Below are 19,869 nucleotides of genomic sequence, written 5' to 3' on the forward strand. Positions count from 1 at the left end.
GCTGCGTGCCTGGATAAACGGCTAGCTGTCGGTGTGCATGGGCACCCTGCGTAGCGTCTGCTCCGCAGGGCACTCAGAGCGGCAGGGTCAGATAGAACTGGGTGCCATGGCCGGGGCGTGAATTGACGCCGATGCGCCCGCCGTGCAGTTGCACGATCTCCTTGCACAGCGCCAGGCCGAGGCCGGCGCCACCCTTCTTGCGTCCGACCTGCACGAAAGGCTCGAAGATGCGCCCCTGCTGGCTGTAGGCGATGCCTTCGCCGTCGTCCTCGACACTCAGGATCAACCGATCCTCCTGGCGCCGGGCCTGCAGGCGAACATTGCCGCCGGGGTGGCAATGACGCAGGGCATTGGTGATCAGGTTGTCCAGCACCTGTTCGATCTGCAGGCGGTCGAGTGCGGCACGTGGCAACTGCGCAGAGATATCGAGGGACAGGTTTACTTCGCGCGCCTGGGCTTCGGCGGCAAAGCGCTGGCTGGTTAGGTGCAGGACGTCCTCGATATCACACGGAGCCAGGTCGAGCTTCTGCAGACCATTCTGGTAGCGCGAGAAATGCAGCAGGTCGTTGATCAGCTGGACCAGTCGGTGCATCTCTTCGTCGACGGTGCGCAGCAGGTCGCTCTCGCGGGCGTCCTCGGGGAAGCGCAGGCGCTCCTGCAGCAGACCGAAGGCCATGTGCATGCCGGTGACCGGGGTGCGCAACTCGTGGGAGGCACGTAGCACGAACTCGTTGCGCACCCGTTCGAAGGCGCGCTGCTCGGTGACGTCGTGCAGCACCATCACGGCACCGAGAATATGCCCCTGGCTATGGATCACCGGGGTCAGGCTGTAGGTCAGCAGGCGCGTTTCGCCAGCGGCTTCGACCTGCAGGTCTTCGGGTACTTCGTCCAGGTTTTCGCCGCGCAGGGCTTTCTGCAACTGTTCGTCGAGTGCGGGGCGATGCAGGGCCTGGCCGAGGCTCTCGACGGCATGGCCGTCCTGCCAGCCGAGCTGGCGCTGCGCCACCGGGTTGAAGTGTTCGAGCAGGCCGCGCCGGTCGAAGATCAGCAGGCCGTCGTCGATGCTGTCGAGCACCGCCTGCAGGCGGTGTTGCTCGGCCATCAGGGCTTCGATATTGCTGCTCTTGAACTGCAGCAGGGCATCGGCCATCAAGCCGAAACGACGGCTCAGTGCAGACAGTTCGGCCACGGGTGAAAGCGGCAGGGTGACCTGGAAGTCGCCTTGGCCAATCTTGTCGGCGGCTCGCGCCAGTGCTTCGATAGGTCGACCGAAGCGCTGGGCAATGCTATTGGCGGTGACGAAGCCAACCAGCAATACGGCCAGGCCAATCAGCCCGAGCAGCCAGGCGATCAGTCGGGCGCGCTCGCTGGCATCGACCTGCGCGTCTTGTAGCAGGCTGACATAGCGTGCCTGGACGGTGTTGATACGCTCACGCAGGTGATCCAGGGCCTTGCCGAAGTTATCGTTCTTGAGCAGCTCGCGGCGAATGTCATTGGGCTGGGCCAGCATCCTGGCGAATTCGTCATAGGAGCCGGCGACATCGAGCAATGCCTGTTGGTCGGTGTTTTCGTTAGCGCTGTCGCGGGCCAGTTGCAGCCACTGGTGAAAATTCTTGTTGGCCTGATCGAGGGCTGCCTGGTCGAGGTGTTCGGAAAGCACCAGGGTCACCTGGCGGCCCACCTCCTGGCGCATGCCCAGGGTGGCATCGATGATCTTCAGGTTGCGCAGCATCGTCTGGTTCTGCGTCTTGGTCAGCTGCAGTACGCTGAACATGCTCAGCAGCAGGCCCGCCAGCGCCACGGTGATCAGTGCGCCGCTGCTGATGAACAGCCGGTTGCGCAGTTTCATAGGCCGAACTGCTTGCGCTTGCGGTACAGGGTGGAGGCGTCGATGCCCAGCACCTTGGCCGCCTGGTCGAGGGTTTCACTGCTGGCCAGCACGGCGGCGATATGGGCTTTCTCCAGCGCTTCCAGGCTCATTTCGGCGCCAACGCGCGGTGCGCTGCTGGTCGTGGTTTCGCTCAGGCCGAGGTGGCTAGGCTGCACCCGGTCCTCGGCGCAGATGATGCTGGCGCGCTCGATCACGTTGCGCAGCTCGCGGATGTTGCCGGGCCAGCGGTAGTCGAGCAGCGCGCTACGGGCCTCGTCGCTGAAGGCGCGCGCGGGGCGGGCGTAGTCCTTGACGAAGCGGGCGAGGAAGCGCTCGGCCAGCGCGAGGATGTCTTCGCCGCGTTCACGCAGGGGCGGCAGGTGCAGTGTAATGACATTGAGGCGATAGAGCAGGTCTTCGCGGAAGGTGCCGGAGCGCACCATGTCATCCAGGTTGAGGTTGGTCGCGGCAAGAATGCGCACGTCGGCGCGGCGGGTCACCGCATCACCGACTCGTTCGTATTCCTTGTCCTGGATGAAGCGCAGCAGCTTGGGTTGCAGGGTCAGCGGGAAGTCGCCGATCTCGTCGAGGAACAGGGTGCCGCCATCGGCCTGGTTGACCCGGCCCAGGGTGCTTTCGCTGGCGCCGGTGAAGGCGCCACGGCTATGGCCGAACAGCTCGCTTTCCATCAGCTCGGCGGTCAGCGAGGGGCAGTTGATGGTCACGCAGGATTTGCGCGAGCGTGGGCTCCAGCCGTGAATGGCGCGGGCCAGTTCGCCCTTGCCGGTGCCGGACTCACCGAGGATGAGGATGTTGGCATCGGTCGCGGCGACCTGCCGCGCGGTTTCCAGCACGCCCATCATGGTCGGGCTGTGGGAGTCGAGGCCGTCCTTGGGCTGGCGCACTTCACCTTCGAGGGCTTCCAGGCGGGCAGCCAGCTGGCGCACCTCCAGTTGCTTGGCGGCCGCCAGGCGCAGTTGGTCGGGGCTGCACGGCTTGACCAGGTAGTCCGCCGCGCCGTTCTGGATGGCATCGACGGCGGTATCCACCGCCGAGTGCGCGGTGACGATGACCACGCGCATCCACGGTGCCTGCACGCGCATCTGCGCCAGCACTTCGAGGCCATTGTCCTCGCCCAGGCGCAGGTCGAGAAAGCACAGGTCGAAGACCTGGCGTAGCAACAGGGTTTCGGCCTGCGCTGCGCTGTTGGCAGTGCTCACCTGGTAGCCCTCGTCCTCCAGGCAATAGCGGAACGTGCGCAGGATCGCCGCTTCGTCGTCGACCAGGAGAATGCGACCGTTTGCTTGCATGGTGGAAGTGCTCCGCTAGGTGAGTGCAGACATTAGTCAAGGAAAGTTCGTGCAAGTTGCACGACGAGTCTAGGCCGATCTTGCAGGCTGCATGCTGGCAATCTAATGGTGTTAATCCAAACGTATGATTTTAAAAGAAGTTTTAATCGGAAATGCTGGCACGGTGCTTGCGACTTTCTCTTCGCGGCTGTGCACGCAGTCGTGCTGTGAAGACGATTGGAGAGTGTTATGCCCCCGCTTAAAACCCTTGTCCTGGCCTTGGCCACCACCGGCTTTATCGGCCTGACTCCACTGGCAGCCCAGGCTGCACCGGAGGCAGTTGCCCAGCAGTTGACCGAGGCGCGTCAGGAAGGCTCGATCTGGACGGCGTTTGCCCTCAATCGCCACCTCAATCCGTTCCCGTTGAAGGTACAGGTGGAAGATGGCCGCGCCATCCTTACCGGGCGCGTGGAGACGCCGGTCGAGCGCGAGCTGGCCGAGCAAATCGCCCTGGGAATCAGTGGCATCGACTCGGTCGACAACCAGCTGCAGATCGACCCTGACCTGCAACCCGAGGAGTCGGATTCACCCACCCTGGCCCAGCGTTTCGACGATGCCACGCTGACGGCCACGGTGAAGTCCAAGTTGCTGTGGAACACCAACACCCAGGGCCTGGATGTTGCCGTGAAGACCGAGGCCGGCGTGGTCACGCTCAATGGCCATGCGCGTACCCCAACGGCCAAGGAGCTGGCCGGCAAGCTGGCCGCCAACACGGATGGCGTGCGCCGGGTGAACAACTACCTGAGCGTGAGCACCGCCGACAGCAAGGCTGACGAGGTACGCAATGCTGCCAAGGATGCCAAGGCGGCGATCAGTGATGGCTGGATTACCAGCAAGGTCAAATCCAGCCTGTTCTACAGCCGCAACCTCGATGCCCTGGAAATCTCCGTGGCCACCCAGGATGGCATGGTCAGCCTGAGCGGCACGGTACTGAGCAATGCCGAGCGTGAGCTGGCCATCGAAATCGCCAGCAACATTCGTGGGGTGCGCGGTGTGGATGCCGGAGCACTGCGCATCGTCAGTTGATTCATCCACCGGCCCGTATCGGGCGGGTGCTGCCGGCTGGAATCTCTTCAGTCGGCACGGCAAGACAGGAGAACCACCATGACCGACAAGATTGCCCAACTCAATGAACTGATCGAAGTCACCCGTGATGGTCAGCGCTTCTACGATCACGCCATCGAACAGGTCGAGGACGAGCGTCTACGCTCGATCTGGCGCGACATGGCACAGGCCAAGAGCCAGGTGATCCGGGCGCTTACCGCGGTGGTCGCGGCCAACCAGGAAAGCCCGGCGACCGGCGGTACCGTCATCGGCAAGTTGCGCCAGGTGTACGCCGACACGCGGGCTACGCTGTCCAGTGATGAGGGCGCTACCTATGTGGCGCAGCTGGAGGAAGCGGAGGATCGCATCCTGCAGGCCTTCGAAGAGGCGCTGGAGTGTGCCGAGCCGGATGTACGCGCTGTATTGATCGCGGAAATGCCCAAGATCCGGGCGTGCCACGAGCGTATGCGCGCACTGAAGCACGCGAATCCTTGATGCATGACGGGTGACAAAGGAGGTGTCGCCCCAGCCATCGTGCAAATCGCCCGATGCAAAATGACCGGATCGTGCAGGATGCAAGCAGATCTACCAGGAATGATTTTTAAGTTGTTGATTTGAATGGTGTTTTATTTGAATTAAGGCTGGCACGCCAGCTGCAATATGAATAACAACGCCATCCGATATGGATGCAACACGTATCAGCCCTCGGCCTCGGCCGGCGGCGCTGGACAACTGAAAGGAGCTTCAGGATGAACAACCGTCACTTGTCTTTCATTTTGCTGGGCAACGGGCTTCTTGCAGGGAGCGCATTGCTGGTGGCACTGGCCGGTCAGGTTAACGAGACCCCTTCGGTGCAGGCGGTACAGCTGGCCCCTTCGACGCCACAGATCCTGCGCCTCGAGCAGGTGGGTGGCGTACAGGCCAGCGACCACAACGCCCTTAACGATCACTGGAACGAACAACCCCGCCAGCCGCGCTGGGTGTTCTGAATCGCTAGCTGACCAAGGAGACATGCCATGTGGATCGTTGCTCTCTTGTTTGTCGCCGTTCTGATCGCCTTGTGTGCCATGTGCGCCAGCGTGCTGCTGGTGGGTACGGCGCTGGTTGAAAGCCATGACCTCAGTGGTCTGGACCTCAACCAGGGCCACGTCGAGACAGACCGTCTGCAGAGGGACGCGCATCCATCGCACTGGGCCGTCAATGCCTCCTTGCGCTGAGTTCACGATGCTGCACCGCAATACCCCGAGAAAATAAGGAGAAACGCCATGTTGAGCTGGGCCATAACCTTTCTGATCATTGCCATCATCGCTGCCGTACTCGGTTTTGGTGGTATCGCCGGCACTGCCACTGGCATCGCGAAGATTCTGTTCGTGGTGTTCCTGGTGATGTTCATCGTGTCCTTCGTGATGGGGCGTCGCCCCCGCGGATAAGGAGACCGCATGCTGTTCCTGAGGTCTCTCGTGGCCGCCCTGCTTCTGGGCGGCGGCGCGGTGGCAATAGCCGCTAACACCGATACCGAGTTCCACCTGAATGAACTGCTCGCCAGCCATCCGGATTACCAGCAAGCCTGGCGTGATGTGTTGGAGGACGAGAGTCGTTTGCCAGAGTGGGTCATCAACCTCAGTGGAGTTGCACCGCCGATGCTGGCGGTGGCGGATGGGGGTGACAAGTACCTGGTCGGACAGATCTGCGAAGCGCACAACTGTTTCAGCCAGCGTCTCTATGCCGCCTTCACCTGGGACAAGGACAAGGCCTACGCCCTGCTCGTACAGGTGCCTACAGGCCTGCCACTGGACCGGGCGCCCAGCGAACATGCCAGCCTGCGCTGGTTGGGCAAGCCGGATGAAGCGGTGAAGAAACTGCTCACCGAACAACTGCAAGCCGATCCGAACTGGTATTGATCGGCTGCTGAATCAGGACCGGATGGTGCGGCGGGCACCAGGCAACGCCATCCGGACCAGGGATTTGTCGAGGAACGCCTGCCGGAGTGCGGTGGTTCATCGACAGACGCGACAACCGTGAGGCTGTAGCGCACGACGCGAAGCTCCTTATCACCCGTGGCAGTCACGCTTACAGGGTGATGCCAGAGGGTCAGCACCGGATGTGCGCAGCTGAAACGGTATTCGACCAGGGGGCCGGGATGCGTTGGCCGGTATAGGCGGCGCGACCTAGGGGTACAGGGAGTACCTCCACCTGTGGGCCGGGTCAGGCAGGCGGTAACCGTGGGGCTGGTTCTGACCAGCCTCGCGGCGATGCCACACCACGCTACACCTCTGCACATACTCTCTTCCTTCCTAGCTGTGCCCCTCGCTGCCGTCCCCTGTGCTGGCTGAATCCATGACCCGTAGGAAACCGATACGCAGCCGGCCGCGACCCTGTGCCCGCCAGGCGCTATCATCGGCGCACGGTTCGATGGGGATACGACATGCTCAACGGTTTGTGGCTGAGCTTTTTCGCGGTAGCAGCGGTAGCGGCATTGGCACGCTGGATCGGGGGCGACCCGGCGGTATGGGCGGCGATGGTGGAAAGCCTGTTCGCCATGGCCAAGCTGTCGGTCGAGGTGATGATATTGCTGTTCGGCACCCTGACCTTGTGGCTGGGCTTTCTGCGCATCGCCGAGAAGGCCGGACTGGTCGATCTGCTGGGGCGTGCCCTCGGCCCGCTGTTCGCCCGGCTGATGCCCGAAGTACCCCGTGGCCACCCCGCGCTGGGCTTCATCACCCTCAACTTCGCCGCCAACGGCCTGGGCCTGGACAATGCGGCCACGCCCATCGGCCTCAAGGCGATGAAGGCCCTGCAGGAGCTCAACCCCAGCGCCACGGCGGCGAGCAATGCGCAGATCCTGTTCCTGGTACTCAACGCCTCGTCCCTGACCCTGTTGCCGGTGTCGATCTTCATGTACCGCGCACAACAAGGCGCGGTGGACCCGACCCTGGTATTCCTGCCGATCCTGTTGGCCACCAGCGCCTCCACTTTGGCCGGCCTGCTCTCGGTGGCGCTGATGCAGCGCCTGCGCCTGTGGGACCCTGTGGTGCTGGCCTACCTGATTCCCGGCGCCCTGCTGCTCGGCGGCTTCATGGCCGTGCTCGCCACCCTCAGTGCCACGGCCCTGGCGGCGCTGTCGTCGCTGCTTGGCAACCTGACCCTGTTCGGCCTGATCCTGCTGTTCCTGCTGGTGGGCTGGCTGCGCAAGGTGGCGGTGTATGACAGCTTCGTCGAAGGTGCCAAAGAAGGCTTCGACGTGGCCAAGAGCCTGCTGCCCTACCTGGTGGCGATGCTCTGCGCGGTGGGTGTGCTGCGGGCATCCGGAGCGCTGGAGATTGGCCTGGACGGCATTCGTGCGCTGGTCGAATGGGCCGGTTGGGACACGCGTTTCGTCGAGGCGTTGCCCACCGCGCTGGTCAAGCCGTTCTCCGGCAGCGCAGCGCGGGCGATGCTTATTGAAACCATGCAGACCCACGGCGTGGACAGCTTCCCGGCACTGGTGGCAGCGACCATCCAGGGCAGCACCGAGACCACCTTCTACGTGCTGGCCGTGTACTTCGGTGCGGTGGGCATCCAGCGTGCGCGGCACGCGGTGGGCTGTGCGCTGCTGGCCGACCTGGCCGGGGTCATCGCGGCGATCAGCGTCTGCTACTGGTTCTTCGGCTGAGAGGCAGGCCCTCTATCTATAAACCTTGATCAATGGCGCCCATGCTTTTCATGGGCGCCTGTCTTGTGATGTTCCGCATCGCAGCGTTCAGGCGACCGTGGATAGGCGCAGTCCCTCAACGCATTGCACAGGCTTGCGTAGGGAGCGCCAGGCGCACCGGACAATGTGCAAGCATGCCGGTCGCACGACGCCCCCTACTTGAGCCCCAGGCGCACGGCCAGCCGGTGCAGGTTGGCGCGGTCGAGTCCCAGCTCGCGGGCGGTGGCGGCCCAGTTGTCCTGGTGGCGCTGCAGGGCGCTCTGGATCAGCTGGCGTTGATAGGCGTCCACCGCTTCGCGCAGGTCCCCGATCGGGGTGTCGGGCGTGGTCGCTGGCGGTATTGCGGTGGTGGCTTGGCGGATTGGCTGAGCAGTTCCCAGATCCAGATCGACGGCTTCCAGACTGAGGATGCGCGGGCGTTCCGGTTGGCGGGCCAGGGCCTTGAGTACCGCGCGACCCAGCAGGTGTTCCAGTTCGCGCACGTTGCCCGGCCAGGCATGGGCGAGCAGCGCCGCCTGGGCCTCACTGGCCAGGCGCAGGCCACGCAAGTGCAGGCGGGCGCGGTTCTGTTCGAGGAAGTGCCCGGCCAACAAGAGGACGTCACGACCACGTTCGCGCAGTGGCGGTACCTGCAGTGGATAGACGCTAAGGCGGTGATAGAGATCGGCGCGGAAACGGCCGGCGCGCACCTCCTCGGCCAGCTCACGGTTGGTGGCGGCAAGGATGCGCACGTCCACCCGGTGCTCGCGGTCCGAGCCCAGGCGTTGCAACTGGCCGCTCTGCAGCACACGCAGTAGCTTGGCCTGCACCGCCAGCGGCAACTCACCCACCTCGTCGAGAAACAGCGTGCCGCCATCGGCCAGCTCGAATTTGCCGCTGCGCTCGCCGCTGGCGCCGGTGAAGGCGCCGCGGACATGGCCGAACAATTCACTCTCCACCAGTTGTTCCGGCAGCGCTGCGCAGTTGATGCTGATCAGCGGTTTGCTGGCGCGCGGCGAGCGGCCGTGAATGGCCTGGGCCACCAGCTCCTTGCCGACCCCGGTCTCACCGCCGATCAGTACCGTCAGGTCGCTGCCGGCCACCGTGTCGATCTCCGCCTGCAGGCGCTTGTGCGCGGTGCTCTGGCCGATCAGTTCGGCACGTACCGCCTGGCCGGCGACTTCGCGAAAGCGCGCGGCCAGTTGGCGTTCGGCCTCGGCGCGCTGGGTCAGGTTGAGCAGGCGCTGGTGGGCCTTGACCGAGGCGGCCGCCAGGCGCGTGAAGGCTTCCAGGTTGTCCAGGTCGCGTTGGGCGAAGCTGCCGGGGGTCATGCTGTCGAGGGTGAGCAGGCCCCAGGGGCGGTCGTCGATGAACAGCGGGCAGCCCAGGCAATCGTGCACTTCCAGGTGGCCGACATGTTTCTCCACCAGGCCGTCGTAAGGGTCGGGCAGTTCGCTGTCGGCGGCGAAGCGGGTCGGCTGGCGATTGCCCAGCAGCACCTCGAAGCGCGGGTGCTCGGTGAGGGTGAAGCGGCGGCCCAGGGTGTCCGCGCTGAGTCCGTCCACTGCCAGCGGAATCAATTGCCCGCCGTCCAGGCGCAGCAGCGCGGCGGCGTCGCAGGGAATCAGCGTGCGCAGGGCGCTGAGCAGGCGCCGATAGCGCTCATCCTCGGCCAGTTCCCGGCTGAGATCATCGACCAGTGGCAACCATGCCTGGAGCAATGGGTGGGTTGTCATGTTGACTCCTTGCTGTCCGATTGACTCTTTCTCTGTGCTGTCGAATCGACTCTGTATTGTTCAAGTATTTGATTTAAATAGATAAATTACTGGCACAGATGCTGATAAGGCTCCTGCAGAACAATCCTGCGTGCAAGAGGAATCTTATATGTTGTCCAACGAACACATTGCCATCGTCAAGGCCACCGTACCGCTGCTGGAAAGCGGTGGCGAAGCACTGACCACCCACTTCTATCGCCTGATGTTGAGCGAATACCCACAGGTGCGTCCGCTGTTCAACCAGGCGCACCAGGCCAGCGGTGACCAGCCCCGTGCCCTGGCCAATGGCGTGCTGATGTACGCCAGGCATATTGATCGCCTGCAGGAGCTTGGCCCGCTGGTGGGGCAGATCGTGCAGAAGCATGTATCGCTGCAGATTCTTCCCGAGCATTACCCGATCGTCGGCAGCTGCCTGTTGCGTGCGATCAGCGAGGTACTCGGCGCCGAGGTTGCCACCGATGAGGTGATCTTTGCCTGGGGCGCGGCCTACGGTCAGTTGGCCGACTTGCTGATGAGCGCCGAGGAGGAGGTCTACGCCACCACCGAACGTGCTTTGGGTGGCTGGCGCGGCGGTCGGCTGTTCCGGGTGGCGCGCAGGGTGCGGGAAAGCGAAGAGATCGTGTCCTTCCATCTGCAGCCGGCCGACGGCGGCGCCGTGCTCGACTTCATTCCCGGCCAGTACATCGGCCTGCGCCTGCAGCTGGAGGGTGAGGAAGTGCGCCGCAACTACTCCCTGTCCGCGGCGGCCAACGGTCGCGAGTACCGTATCAGCGTCAAGCGCGAGCCGGGCGGGCGCGTCTCCAGCCACCTGCATGACCGCGTCGGCGAAGGCGACGAGCTGGAGCTGTTCGCCCCGGCGGGCGACTTTGTTCTGGATCGTTCGAGCAAGCCGCTGGTGCTGATCGGTGCCGGGGTCGGCATCACTCCGTTATTGGCGATGCTGGAAGCGGCTGCACCCAGCGGGCGGCCGATCCGTTTCATCCACTGTGCGCGGCATGCGGGTGTGCAGGCTTTCGCCAGCCGGGTGGACGAACTGGTCGCGGCCCATCCGCAGGTGCAGCGTTTCTATTGCCTGGAGGACCAGCGCCCGAACGATGGCGCCGATGCCCATGGCCGCCTGACAGCGGAGCGTCTGAAAAGCTGGCTGCCCGCCGAGCGTGATGCCGATGTCTATTTCCTCGGACCCAAGCCGTTCATGGCCGCGCTCAAGCGTAATCTGCACGACCTCGGCGTGCCGCCAGCGCAGATCCGTTACGAGTTCTTTGGCCCGGCGGCGGCGCTGGGGGACTGAGAACTAGGGGCTGTTGACGTTCCGGCATGGATGGCCGGATTGAGGCAGTTGCGGACGTTCGACCTTTACGTTTCATGACGCGCCAATTGGTGGGCTAAAGCCCACCCTACGTGGGACTCAGACTTTGTAGGGTGGGCTTTAGCCCACCAACTGCGGTGTCCACAACTGCCTCGAAGAGGCCCGTTCGGGGGCTGGATTTGAAATATGTTTCCATCCGATTCAATGAGTTAAGGCGAAACGTCAACATCCCCTAGTCGACACGAAAGCGCAGGATACCGATCTGCTGGCCGCCTTCGGTGAGCACCAGCACCTGCCAGTCGCCCACCACCTTGGAGGGGAAGTTGCGCTTGTGGGTCCAGGCGCGATAACCGGCCTTGCGCCCGCCACGGATATCCAGGGCGATGCGGTCGACCACCACGCCATCGCGCTGCCAGACGTGGTAGATGCGCTCGTTGAGGCCACGCGGTGCGCTGATCGAGGTGTAGGCATACAGGCCCTGGCTGCGCAGGTCGCGTTCGCTGATCTGCTCCAGGCTGTCGCCGGGCGCGCGATTCTGGTTGTCGAATTGCGCGGTCACCGCCACATCGGTGAGCCACAAGGTGGCGGGCGGAATCCAGCGCTGGCCCAGCCAGCCGACCACTCCGAGCACGGCGATCAGCCCCGGCAGGGCCAGCCAGTGCCAGAGGCGCTTCAGCTTCAGCGAACTGGCCAGGCTCGGCAGGGACAGCAGCAGGGCCGCGCCGAGGGCCAATTGGTAGCTCTGCGCGGTGGTCAGGTGGACGATCAGCGGCAGGGCGGTGAGCAGCACGGCGAATAGCGTCAGGGTGTGATAGCCCAGGTACAGCCAGCGCCGCGGCGCCAGCCAGCGGTAGTAGAGCGGATCGATGATCGCCAGCAGCGCGGCGATGCCCAGGAGGCTGGTGAACACCAGTTGCCCGCTGTTCCAGGCCGTGGTGACGAAGAAAAATGGCAGGACGAAAAACAGGCTTTCCTGGTGGATCAGCTGCGTCAGGTAACGCAGCACCACCGGCGGAATGTCCATGCCCAGCCAGCGTGCGGCGCTGCGGGTGAGCAGCCCTTCGAACAACAGCCAGACCCAGCTCAGCAACATCAGAATGGCGATGACCCGGCCCACCCCCTCCTGACGGTCGACCAGGAAGAAACTGGCGATACCGGAGACGAAGCCGCACAGGGCGATCAACCCTGGATAGCGTTGCAGCAGGGTGATCAGGCGGGTGGGCAGGGTTTTCCAGTGGGGCATGGTCGGGCGCGGCAACACGGCAAGGGGCGCGAATGATCGCATGCCCGCTCAAGGGCGTTAACAGCCTGTTGGTTACCGGCCATCGACAGGCGTCAGCAGCGGCTTGGCCGTACGCAGGTGGCGGCCGCGAAACTGCTCGACCAGCAGTTGCAGGTGACTGGCGAGCCCCGCGACATGTTCGGCGCTGATGCGGCTCTGGCTGCTGGCCGCGACGTTGCTGTCGCTGGCCTCGCGGATGCCGCACAGGCTGCGCTGGATTTCCTCGCCGACGGCACTCTGCTGCTCCACGGCACTGGCGATCTGCACGCTCATGTCGCTGATCTGGCCAACGCGCTGGGTGATGCCGCCCAGCGCGCGGGCCGCTTCGAGGGCCTGCTCGACGCTGACCTGCGCCTGTTGCTGGCTGCGATCCATGGCGGCCACGGCATGCCCAGTGCCCTGCTGCAGGCTGCTGATGATGGCGTGGATTTCTGCGGTCGACTGCTGGGTGCGCGAGGCCAGCCCGCGCACGGCGTCGGCGACCACGGCGAAACCGCGTCCGGCATCGCCGGCGCGAGCGGCTTCGATGGCGGCATTGAGCGCCAGCAGGTTGGTCTGTTCGGCGATGCTCTGGATCACCTCCAGGGCCTTGTTGATCTCGTGGCTGTGCACTTCCAGCTGGTGAATCACCTGGTTGCTCTGTTGCAGCTCCTCGGCCAGGGACAGGATCAGTTGGCGAGTACGCTCGACCAGCAACAGGCCGCTGCCGGTTTCCTGGTCGGCCTCGCTGGCGGCGCTGGCACTGAGCTGCGCATGCTGGGCCACCGCCTGCACGCTGACCGCCATTTCGCCTATGGCGCTGGCGACCTGCTCGGTCTCGCTCTGCTGGCGCAGGGTGGCGTGGCCACTGCTGTCGACCGCCGCGGCCAGCTCTCCGGCATCGAGGTTGAGCTGGCGCGCCGAGTCGGCGATACGCCCGACCACCGAGCCGGCCTCGGCTTCCAGGCTGCGCAGGGCGAAGGCGATCTGCCCGAAGTCGTCATTGCGTCCGGTGTACAGCCATTGGCTGAGCGGGTTGTCAGCCACTGCCCGGGCCTGTTCGGTGAGGACGTTGAGAGGGCGCAGGGCATAGAGCACGATCACGCCGACCCCGGCGCCGAGCAGCAGGCTGACAGCGGCCGTGGCGGCGATGGGCAGCGCACCGGCGAGGCCGAGGGCGAATGCGCCCAGCCCGGTCGGCAGGCCACATAGCGCCGCCAGCCGCTGGACCGCCGACCAGCGCGCACGGCGCAGGGTACGGGGCGTATGGCCGGCCAGCAGCTGTCCATACAGTGCTTCGGCACGCTCGATCAGGGCTTCATCGGGAGCGGTGCGTACCGACTGGTACTCGACCACTTCGCCATTGCGCCACACCGGCGTGACGTAGGCGCTGACCCAATAGTGGTCGCCATTCTTGCAACGGTTCTTGACCAGGCCCATCCAGGGTCGGCCACTCTTCAGCGTGCGCCACAGGTCGGCGAAGGCGGCGGGCGGCATGTCCGGGTGGCGCACGGTGTTGTGGTTGTGGCCGATCAGCTCGGCTTCGTCGAACCCGCTGATGTCGATGAAGTCCGGGTTGGCATAGGTCATCGCACCCTTGAGGTCAGTGGTCGAGAGAATGTTGGCGGCGGCATCGACCGGCACCCGGCGCGTGCTGACCGGCAGGTTGATCTTCATGGCTGGGTTTCCGCGAGAGGGCTGACGGGATCGGCGGTACGGGTTTCCGGCAGCAGGCACCAGAGCCCTTCGAAGCATTCCTCGCCACTGAACAGGCGTTGCAGGTCCTGGGCCGGGCGCGGCCGGCTGAACCAGTAGCCCTGGGCCAGACGGCAGCCTTCGTCACGCAGGAAGTCCAGGTATTCGCGGCGCTCCACGCCTTCGGCCACCACCTCCAGACCCAGGCTGTGGCCGAGGCCGATGATGGCGCGGCTGATCACGCTCAGCTCGGCGTCTTGCGGCACGCCGTTGATGAAGCTCTTGTCGATCTTGAGGATGTGCAGGGGGAAGCGTTTGAGGTAGCCGAGTGACGAGTAGCCGGTGCCGAAATCGTCCAGCGCCAGGCGCACGCCGAGGTTGGCCAGCTCGCGCAGGGTGATCAGCGTCGCGGTGCTGTCCTGCATCAACTGGGTCTCGGTGATCTCCAGCACCAGGCTGGCTGGCGGCAGGCCGGTGTCCTGCAGGATATCGGTAAGGCGGGCGACGAAATCATCCTGCTGCAACTGGCGGTTGGACAGGTTGACCGAGCAGCGCAGCTGGCGCTGGCCGGCCAGTTGCCAGGCACGGGTCTGGCGGCAGGCCTGTTCGAGCACCCAGTCACCGACCCGCAGGATCTCGCCGGACTCCTCCAGCGAGGGGATGAATTCCAGCGGCGAAATCAATTGACCGTTATGCCGCCAGCGCAGCAGCGCTTCGACGCCGACCATGTATGGCGTGTCCTGGTCGATGCGGCAGATCGGTTGGTAATGCACCACGAATTCGTGGCGGTCGAGCGCCTGGCCCAGTGCGCTTTCCAGCTCCAGCTGGTGCCGCGCGCTGGCTTGCAGCTCGACGCTGTAGCGGGCGAACTGCGCCTTGCCGGCCTGCTTGGCGCGGTACAGCGCGAGGTCGGCGGCTTGCAGGGCATCCTGCGAGGCGGAGCTTGCCTGCAGAGGCGCGATGCCGATGCTGGCGCTGACCACCAGGGTGTGTTCGTCCAGGTGCAGCGGCAGGTGCAGGCTGTCGAGCATGCGCTGCGCCACCTGGTCGGCATCGTCGACGCTGGCGAGGTCGGCGAGCAGCACGACGAACTCGTCGCCGCCGAAGCGGAACAGGTGATCACCGGTGCGCAGGCACAGTGCCAGGCGCCGGCTGACTTCGACCAGCACGCGGTCGCCGTAGGGGTGGCCCAGGCTGTCGTTGATCAGTTTGAAGCGGTCGAGGTCGATGAACAGCAGGGCCGCCTGCCGCGCGCCGGCTTTGCGCAGCTGGTGCTGGGCCTGCAACAGCAATTCGTCCAGGCGCAGACGGTTGGCCAGGCCGGTCAGCGGGTCGTGGCGGGCGGCATGGCGCAGCTGTTCTTCGACCGCCTTGCGCGCGCTGATATCGGTTTGCGAGCCGGCGATACGCAGCTGGCCGCTGCTGTCTTCCTCGGCCACGCCACGGGTCAGCACCCACAGGTAGTCGTCGTTGCGCCGGCGGATGCGGTACTCATGATGGACCAGGGCGGTGTCGCCACGCAGGTGGGCGTCGATGGCCTGGCGCAGGCCGGGCAGGTCGTCCGGGTGGACGCGGGCGAACCAGGCGCCACTGCTCTCGCCGAGGCTGTCACGGCTGAGGCCGAGCATGCCGGCCCAGCGCGAGGAAATGTAGAGACGGTCGTGCTCCAGGTGCCAGTCCCAGATGCCGTCGTTGGCGCCACGCAGGGCGCGGGCGAAGCGAGCCTCGCTGTCCTCCAGGGCCTTGCGCTGGGCGCTGCTGTAGGTGTCCAGAGCCAGGGTCATGTCGAAGAACACCGCCTTGAGCAGGCTGGCGTACAGCGCGGCATTGGGATGGTCGCCGAGCAGGGTGACGAACATCTCGTCGAGGTACAGGCGATAGGCGCCTAGGTACCACTTCAGCTCGACGCCGGCGATCTGGTGGATCAGGCCGATGCGCAGGCGGCTGCTGACGTAATCGCAATCGTAGGGGCCGTGCCACAGGCGCTGGTAGTACTCCAGCTGGCTGTGCTTGAGGCGTGTCACCACCTCCGGCGTATGCAGCAGGTTGGAGGGCCCGGTGAAGTCATCGAGGTGCTCGTAGAGCCGGTCGATGAATGCCTGCTGGGCGGGTGCCATGAGCGTGGCGGCGTCGTTCAGGCGCTGGGCGTCGGTCGAGTGCCAATCGAGCAGGCGGCAGCGTTCGCTGACTTCGTCCTGATCGAGGCCGATGCGGCGCATCAGTTCCTGCAGCGCTTCGGCTGAGCCCATCGTTCCTCCTTCTCCCTAAGTTCGCCCATACGTCACAGCCTGCGGGCTCTGCAGCCGCGGCTGGCGGGGCTGCAGGAGGTCTGCGCAGGTGGAGCGGCGGTCGACGATAAGGCGAATGCCGTCAGCAACTATTGATCCTGGTCAAGTTCAGTGATGGCGAATGGCCGGCTTTCGCGAAGGGGAAAAGCCGCTGATGGAGGCTGGAATCTGGCGCCGGGGCGTTCAGTCCTGGGCGGTGCGCAGGTGCATGGAGGCGTCGCCAGGCTCTGCGGCAGGTGCGGGCTCACCGATCGGGTCACCAAGATCGGCATGCAGGGCGCCGGTGTCCTCGTTCTCCAGCACGGCATAGGCGCTGGAGCAGAACAGCGAGTTGAGGCGCTTCATGTCGGCGATCAGCTCCAGGTGCAGGGAGCTGGTTTCGAGGCTCTGGGTCACCTGGCGGCTGAGGCGGTTGACGTGGGCGTGAGCCAGCTTGCGCTCGCGCAGGCGGAAACGGCGTTTCTCGCGCAGCAACTGGCTGGCGCTGATGCGGTCGCCACTGAGGAACACGTTGAGGCCCAGGCGCAGGTTGGCGGTGAGGTCGGCGTGCAGCTCGCTGAGTTCTTCCAGGCCCATGTCGGAAAAAGCCTGGTGGCGTGGACGCTTGTGGCTCTGCAGCTTGCCGACCATCTGCTCGATGAGGTCGCCAGCGTGCTCCAGGTTGACCGCCAGTTCGATGATTTCCGCCCAGCGCCGGTTGTCGTGTTCGCCGAGGTCATCGCGCGGCATGCGCGCCAGGTACAGCTTGACCGCGTTGTACAGGGCGTCGACATCGTCATCCAGGCGGCGGATGGTACGCCCGGATTCGCTGGAGCCCTCGCGCAATACTTCGAGCAGGCGCGCGAGCATCTGTTCGATCAGGTCGCCGATGCGCAGGGTTTCGCGCACGGCGTTGGACAGGGCCAGGCTCGGTGTATCGAGTGCCGTCTGGTCGAGGTGGCGGGGTTTGGCCACGCCATTTTCCACCGCGCGCTCCGGCAACAACATCGTGCACAGGCGCGCCATCAGGCCGACGGTGGGCAACATCAGCAGGCAGCGCAGGCTGTTGTAGGCCACATGGAAACCGATCACCAGGGTCGCCGGGCTGACCTTCAGCTCGCTCATCCAGTGCACCAGCGGCGTACTCAGGGGTACCACCAGCAACAGGCCGATCAGCTTGTACAGCAGGCTGCCCAGGGCCACCCGACGCCCGGCGGCGGACTGCATGCTGGTGTTGATCAGCGCCAGCACACCGCTGCCGATATTGGCGCCGATGACCACGCCGATGGCCACCGGCAGGCCGATCACGCCGGCACCGACCAGTGTCGCGGTGAGCAGCACGGCGGCCAGGCTTGAATAGGTGAGCAGGGCGAACAGCGCGCCGACCAGGGCATCGAGCAGCAGGTCGCCGGTCAGCGAGGCGAACAGCACGTCGATGCCATTGGCATGGGCGATGGGCTCGGTGGCGCTGACGATCAGCTCCAGGGCGAGAATGATCAGCCCCAGGCCGATGGCCACCCGCCCGACCTGGCCCACGCGGCTCTGCTTGCGCGAGAGGAACAGCAGCACGCCGAGGAAGATCAGCAGCGGCGACAGCCAGGACAGGTCGAGGGTCAGCACCCGTGCCATCAGCGCCGTGCCGACATCGGCACCAAGCATGATGGTCAGCGCCGGCGGCAGTGCCATCAGGCCCTGACCGACGAAGGAGGTGGCCAGCAACGCGGTGGCGTTGCTGCTCTGCACCAGCGCGGTGACGCCGATGCCGGCGGCGAAGGCCATCAGCCGGTTATGCATGTTGTGGGCGAGGATGTGGCGCAACTGCGAGCCGTACACGCGCAGGATGCCGGTACGCACGATGTGCGTACCCCACACGAGCAGGGCGATGGAGGACAGCAGATTGAGCAGGGTCAACATGCGACAGCGGCTCCCCGACGATTTAGCCAAGCAATGTTGTGTGTGAACACTTCATTGCAGCTTTGTTCGCTCTGTGGGATTTCGCCAGTTTCCGGTGGTAATTGGGTGGCTCTGTGAGGCGCAACCACAATGGGTCGTACCGGCTTTCTGTGGGGCGTGCGGGGGCGTCCAGGTCATGCCCGCGAGTATCCAGCGCATCAAGGCTTCGTGGGCCCTGTAGGAGGCTCGCCTTAACCAATTGATTTTGTTTTCAAGTACAGCTCGTTGAGCGGGCCTCTTCGAGGCAATGGCGGGCATTCGACATTTGCGTTTCATTACGCATCGATTGGTGGGCTAAAGCCCACCCTACCGAACCTACCTTTGCATGGGGTGGGCTTTAGCCCACCCGTTATGGCGTTCGCAACTGTGCCGATCCGCCCTCCATCAAGACCTTAACTATCACGCAGCACTTTCAGTTCCGCATCCTCGGCGCTGAAGCCGCGCTCGAGCTTGAAGCGCAGGCTCAGGTCGGTGCGCGAGTCGGCGTGCTTGAGGGCTTCGGCCAGGTCGATGCGGCCGTCTTCGAGCAGGCTGAACAGGTGCTGGTCGAAGGTCTGCAGACCTTGCTCCAGGGCGCGTGCGGTGGCTTCGCGCAGGTCTTCCAGCTGGTCGCGCTGGATCAGGTCGCGGATGTAAGGCGTGCCGAGCATCAGCTCGATGGCAGCGACGCGCTTTTGCGTCTTGCCGGGCACCAGGCGCTGGCCGATCACCGCCTTGAGGTTGTGCGCCAGGTCGGCGAGCACCTGCTTGCGCGCGTCGTCGGGGAAGAAGCGCACGATGCGTTGCACCGCATGGCTGCTGCTGGTGGCGTGCAGGGTGGCGATGCACAGGTGTCCGGTCTCGGCATAGTGCAGGGCGTGGAGCATGGTCGCGGCATCGCGGATCTCGCCGAGCATGATCACGTCCGGCGCCTCGCGCAGCACGTTGCGCAGGGCATCGGCGAAGCTGTGGGTGTCCAGGCCGACTTCGCGCTGGTCGACGATCGACTGCTTGTGCGCGTGAAGGAATTCGATGGGGTCTTCGATGCAGACGATGTGCCCGCTGCGGTGCTGGTTGCGGTAGTCGAGCATCGCCGCCAGGGTGGTCGACTTGCCCGAACCGGCGGCGCCGGTAACCAGGATCAGGCCACGGTCTTGCAGGGCCAGTTTCTCCACCACGCGTGGCAGGCCGAGGCTGGCGAAATCGGGAATCTGGTTCTTGATCAGGCGCACCACCATGGTCACTTCGCCACGCTGGTAATACACGTTGACCCGGAAGCGCCCGGTGTTCTGCAGGCTGACGGCGAGGTTCATCTCCAGGTCGCGCTCGAATTCGGCGATCTGTTTCTGCGTCATCAACTGGTAGGCCATCTGTTGGCCGTCGCCGCTCTTGAGCGCGTACTGGCCGACCGGGTGGCTGTGCCCTTCGATCTTCATGTGCGGCGGCGCGCCCACGCTGAAGAACATGTCGGAGCCGCCGCGCTGATGCATCAGTTGCAGATAAGGGAAAACATCCACCGGATTGCCGTGCTCGGTCATTCCATCGCTCCGCCGCGTTGGTCCATGAAGCGACCAAGGATAGCGATACCGTGCGCGCTTTGACGAGTACGGCGGTCAGCGCGGTGCCCGTACACCTATCAGTACGGCAGCCAGTCAGCCGGCGAGTCGCTGGACGCTATGCCGATAAGTAAGGTGCTT

At 64.7% G+C, this 19,869-nt stretch carries 16 protein-coding genes and 1 pseudogene; 8 read left to right on the plus strand and 9 right to left on the minus strand.

Translation table 11 applies throughout. From position 1 onward, the window contains the following. Positions 1 to 73: 73 nt before the first annotated feature. Together ACWPW0_RS00345 and algB are read right to left on the minus strand one after the other, a co-directional pair. Positions 74 to 1,849: an ATP-binding protein gene (locus ACWPW0_RS00345; RefSeq protein WP_454254088.1), complete on the minus strand. Its 1,776-nt coding sequence runs from the start codon at positions 1,847 to 1,849 to the stop codon at positions 74 to 76. After that, positions 1,846 to 3,180, minus strand: coding sequence for a sigma-54-dependent response regulator transcription factor AlgB (gene algB, locus ACWPW0_RS00350; RefSeq protein ID WP_447587927.1), 1,335 nt, complete (start codon positions 3,178 to 3,180; stop codon positions 1,846 to 1,848). The genes ACWPW0_RS00345 and algB overlap by 4 nt, the downstream gene beginning before the upstream one ends. A gap of 228 nt (positions 3,181 to 3,408) precedes the next feature. Here algB and ACWPW0_RS00355 point away from each other — a divergent pair, with 228 nt between their 5' ends. The 7 genes from ACWPW0_RS00355 to ACWPW0_RS00385 all read left to right on the plus strand — a co-directional run bounded on the left by ACWPW0_RS00355 (position 3,409) and on the right by ACWPW0_RS00385 (position 7,915). Beyond that, positions 3,409 to 4,245, plus strand: a complete 837-nt coding sequence (locus tag ACWPW0_RS00355; RefSeq protein ID WP_454254089.1) for a BON domain-containing protein — start codon at positions 3,409 to 3,411, stop codon at positions 4,243 to 4,245. A gap of 78 nt (positions 4,246 to 4,323) precedes the next feature. Continuing rightward, positions 4,324 to 4,758, plus strand: coding sequence for a PA2169 family four-helix-bundle protein (locus tag ACWPW0_RS00360; protein ID WP_447587931.1), 435 nt, complete (start codon positions 4,324 to 4,326; stop codon positions 4,756 to 4,758). A gap of 254 nt (positions 4,759 to 5,012) precedes the next feature. Continuing rightward, positions 5,013 to 5,252 (plus strand): hypothetical protein, encoded by a 240-nt coding sequence (locus ACWPW0_RS00365; protein ID WP_447587933.1) that lies wholly within the window; start codon positions 5,013 to 5,015, stop codon positions 5,250 to 5,252. 27 nt (positions 5,253 to 5,279) lie between these two features. Then, positions 5,280 to 5,480, plus strand: coding sequence for a hypothetical protein (locus ACWPW0_RS00370; RefSeq protein ID WP_447587935.1), 201 nt, complete (start codon positions 5,280 to 5,282; stop codon positions 5,478 to 5,480). Positions 5,481 to 5,528: 48 nt separating this feature from the next. Then, positions 5,529 to 5,693: a DUF1328 domain-containing protein gene (locus ACWPW0_RS00375; protein WP_233685637.1), complete on the plus strand. Its 165-nt coding sequence runs from the start codon at positions 5,529 to 5,531 to the stop codon at positions 5,691 to 5,693. Between the two features lie 9 nt (positions 5,694 to 5,702). Next, positions 5,703 to 6,164: an inhibitor of vertebrate lysozyme family protein gene (locus ACWPW0_RS00380; protein WP_447587938.1), complete on the plus strand. Its 462-nt coding sequence runs from the start codon at positions 5,703 to 5,705 to the stop codon at positions 6,162 to 6,164. A 524-nt stretch (positions 6,165 to 6,688) separates the two neighbouring features. After that, complete coding sequence (locus ACWPW0_RS00385) at positions 6,689 to 7,915, plus strand: nucleoside recognition domain-containing protein (protein WP_454254090.1); 1,227 nt, start codon at positions 6,689 to 6,691, stop codon at positions 7,913 to 7,915. Between the two features lie 194 nt (positions 7,916 to 8,109). On the opposite strand, the gene norR is transcribed toward ACWPW0_RS00385, so the two are convergent. Next, positions 8,110 to 9,669 (minus strand): nitric oxide reductase transcriptional regulator NorR, encoded by a 1,560-nt coding sequence (gene norR / locus ACWPW0_RS00390; RefSeq protein ID WP_454254091.1) that lies wholly within the window; start codon positions 9,667 to 9,669, stop codon positions 8,110 to 8,112. 148 nt (positions 9,670 to 9,817) lie between these two features. Here norR and hmpA point away from each other — a divergent pair, with 148 nt between their 5' ends. Further along, entirely contained in the window at positions 9,818 to 10,999 is a 1,182-nt protein-coding gene (gene hmpA, locus ACWPW0_RS00395) for an NO-inducible flavohemoprotein (protein ID WP_454254092.1), read from the plus strand. Between the two features lie 250 nt (positions 11,000 to 11,249). Here hmpA and ACWPW0_RS00400 read toward each other — a convergent pair whose 3' ends face one another. The 6 genes and pseudogenes from ACWPW0_RS00400 to ACWPW0_RS00425 form a co-directional block, all read right to left on the minus strand. Beyond that, positions 11,250 to 12,260, minus strand: coding sequence for a DUF5924 family protein (locus ACWPW0_RS00400; protein WP_447595504.1), 1,011 nt, complete (start codon positions 12,258 to 12,260; stop codon positions 11,250 to 11,252). Positions 12,261 to 12,332: 72 nt separating this feature from the next. After that, a complete protein-coding gene (locus ACWPW0_RS00405; protein ID WP_454256677.1) occupies positions 12,333 to 13,085 on the minus strand; it encodes a methyl-accepting chemotaxis protein in 753 nt (250 codons plus the stop codon). A 540-nt stretch (positions 13,086 to 13,625) separates the two neighbouring features. After that, positions 13,626 to 14,033: pseudogene (locus tag ACWPW0_RS00410) on the minus strand (PAS domain-containing protein); the annotation flags it as partial. After that, positions 13,952 to 16,222, minus strand: a complete 2,271-nt coding sequence (locus ACWPW0_RS00415) for an EAL domain-containing protein (RefSeq protein WP_447587948.1) — start codon at positions 16,220 to 16,222, stop codon at positions 13,952 to 13,954. The pseudogene ACWPW0_RS00410 and the gene ACWPW0_RS00415, both read right to left, overlap by 82 nt. Positions 16,223 to 16,444: 222 nt before the next feature. Beyond that, entirely contained in the window at positions 16,445 to 18,154 is a 1,710-nt protein-coding gene (locus tag ACWPW0_RS00420) for a Na/Pi cotransporter family protein (protein WP_454254093.1), read from the minus strand. A 431-nt stretch (positions 18,155 to 18,585) separates the two neighbouring features. Then, positions 18,586 to 19,710 carry a PilT/PilU family type 4a pilus ATPase gene (locus tag ACWPW0_RS00425; protein WP_447587952.1) on the minus strand — a complete coding sequence of 375 codons (1,125 nt, stop codon included), beginning with the start codon at positions 19,708 to 19,710 and terminating at the stop codon, positions 18,586 to 18,588. Positions 19,711 to 19,869 lie beyond the last annotated feature (159 nt).

Source organism: Pseudomonas sp. Marseille-Q8238, assembly GCF_965111915.1.

Bases quoted from the DNA above. Each gene is read 5' to 3' on its own strand.
- ACWPW0_RS00360 (WP_447587931.1), top strand. From the start codon at position 4,324: ATGACCGACAAGATTGCCCAACTCAATGAACTGATCGAAGTCACCCGT.
- ACWPW0_RS00380 (WP_447587938.1), top strand. From the start codon at position 5,703: ATGCTGTTCCTGAGGTCTCTCGTGGCCGCCCTGCTTCTGGGCGGCGGC.
- ACWPW0_RS00355 (WP_454254089.1), top strand. From the start codon at position 3,409: ATGCCCCCGCTTAAAACCCTTGTCCTGGCCTTGGCCACCACCGGCTTT.
- ACWPW0_RS00405 (WP_454256677.1), bottom strand. From the start codon at position 13,085: ATGGCGGTCAGCGTGCAGGCGGTGGCCCAGCATGCGCAGCTCAGTGCC.
- norR (WP_454254091.1), bottom strand. From the start codon at position 9,669: ATGACAACCCACCCATTGCTCCAGGCATGGTTGCCACTGGTCGATGAT.
- ACWPW0_RS00400 (WP_447595504.1), bottom strand. From the start codon at position 12,260: ATGCCCCACTGGAAAACCCTGCCCACCCGCCTGATCACCCTGCTGCAA.
- ACWPW0_RS00370 (WP_447587935.1), top strand. From the start codon at position 5,280: ATGTGGATCGTTGCTCTCTTGTTTGTCGCCGTTCTGATCGCCTTGTGT.
- ACWPW0_RS00425 (WP_447587952.1), bottom strand. From the start codon at position 19,710: ATGACCGAGCACGGCAATCCGGTGGATGTTTTCCCTTATCTGCAACTG.
- algB (WP_447587927.1), bottom strand. From the start codon at position 3,180: ATGCAAGCAAACGGTCGCATTCTCCTGGTCGACGACGAAGCGGCGATC.
- ACWPW0_RS00385 (WP_454254090.1), top strand. From the start codon at position 6,689: ATGCTCAACGGTTTGTGGCTGAGCTTTTTCGCGGTAGCAGCGGTAGCG.
- ACWPW0_RS00345 (WP_454254088.1), bottom strand. From the start codon at position 1,849: ATGAAACTGCGCAACCGGCTGTTCATCAGCAGCGGCGCACTGATCACC.
- ACWPW0_RS00365 (WP_447587933.1), top strand. From the start codon at position 5,013: ATGAACAACCGTCACTTGTCTTTCATTTTGCTGGGCAACGGGCTTCTT.
- hmpA (WP_454254092.1), top strand. From the start codon at position 9,818: ATGTTGTCCAACGAACACATTGCCATCGTCAAGGCCACCGTACCGCTG.
- ACWPW0_RS00420 (WP_454254093.1), bottom strand. From the start codon at position 18,154: ATGTTGACCCTGCTCAATCTGCTGTCCTCCATCGCCCTGCTCGTGTGG.
- ACWPW0_RS00375 (WP_233685637.1), top strand. From the start codon at position 5,529: ATGTTGAGCTGGGCCATAACCTTTCTGATCATTGCCATCATCGCTGCC.
- ACWPW0_RS00415 (WP_447587948.1), bottom strand. From the start codon at position 16,222: ATGGGCTCAGCCGAAGCGCTGCAGGAACTGATGCGCCGCATCGGCCTC.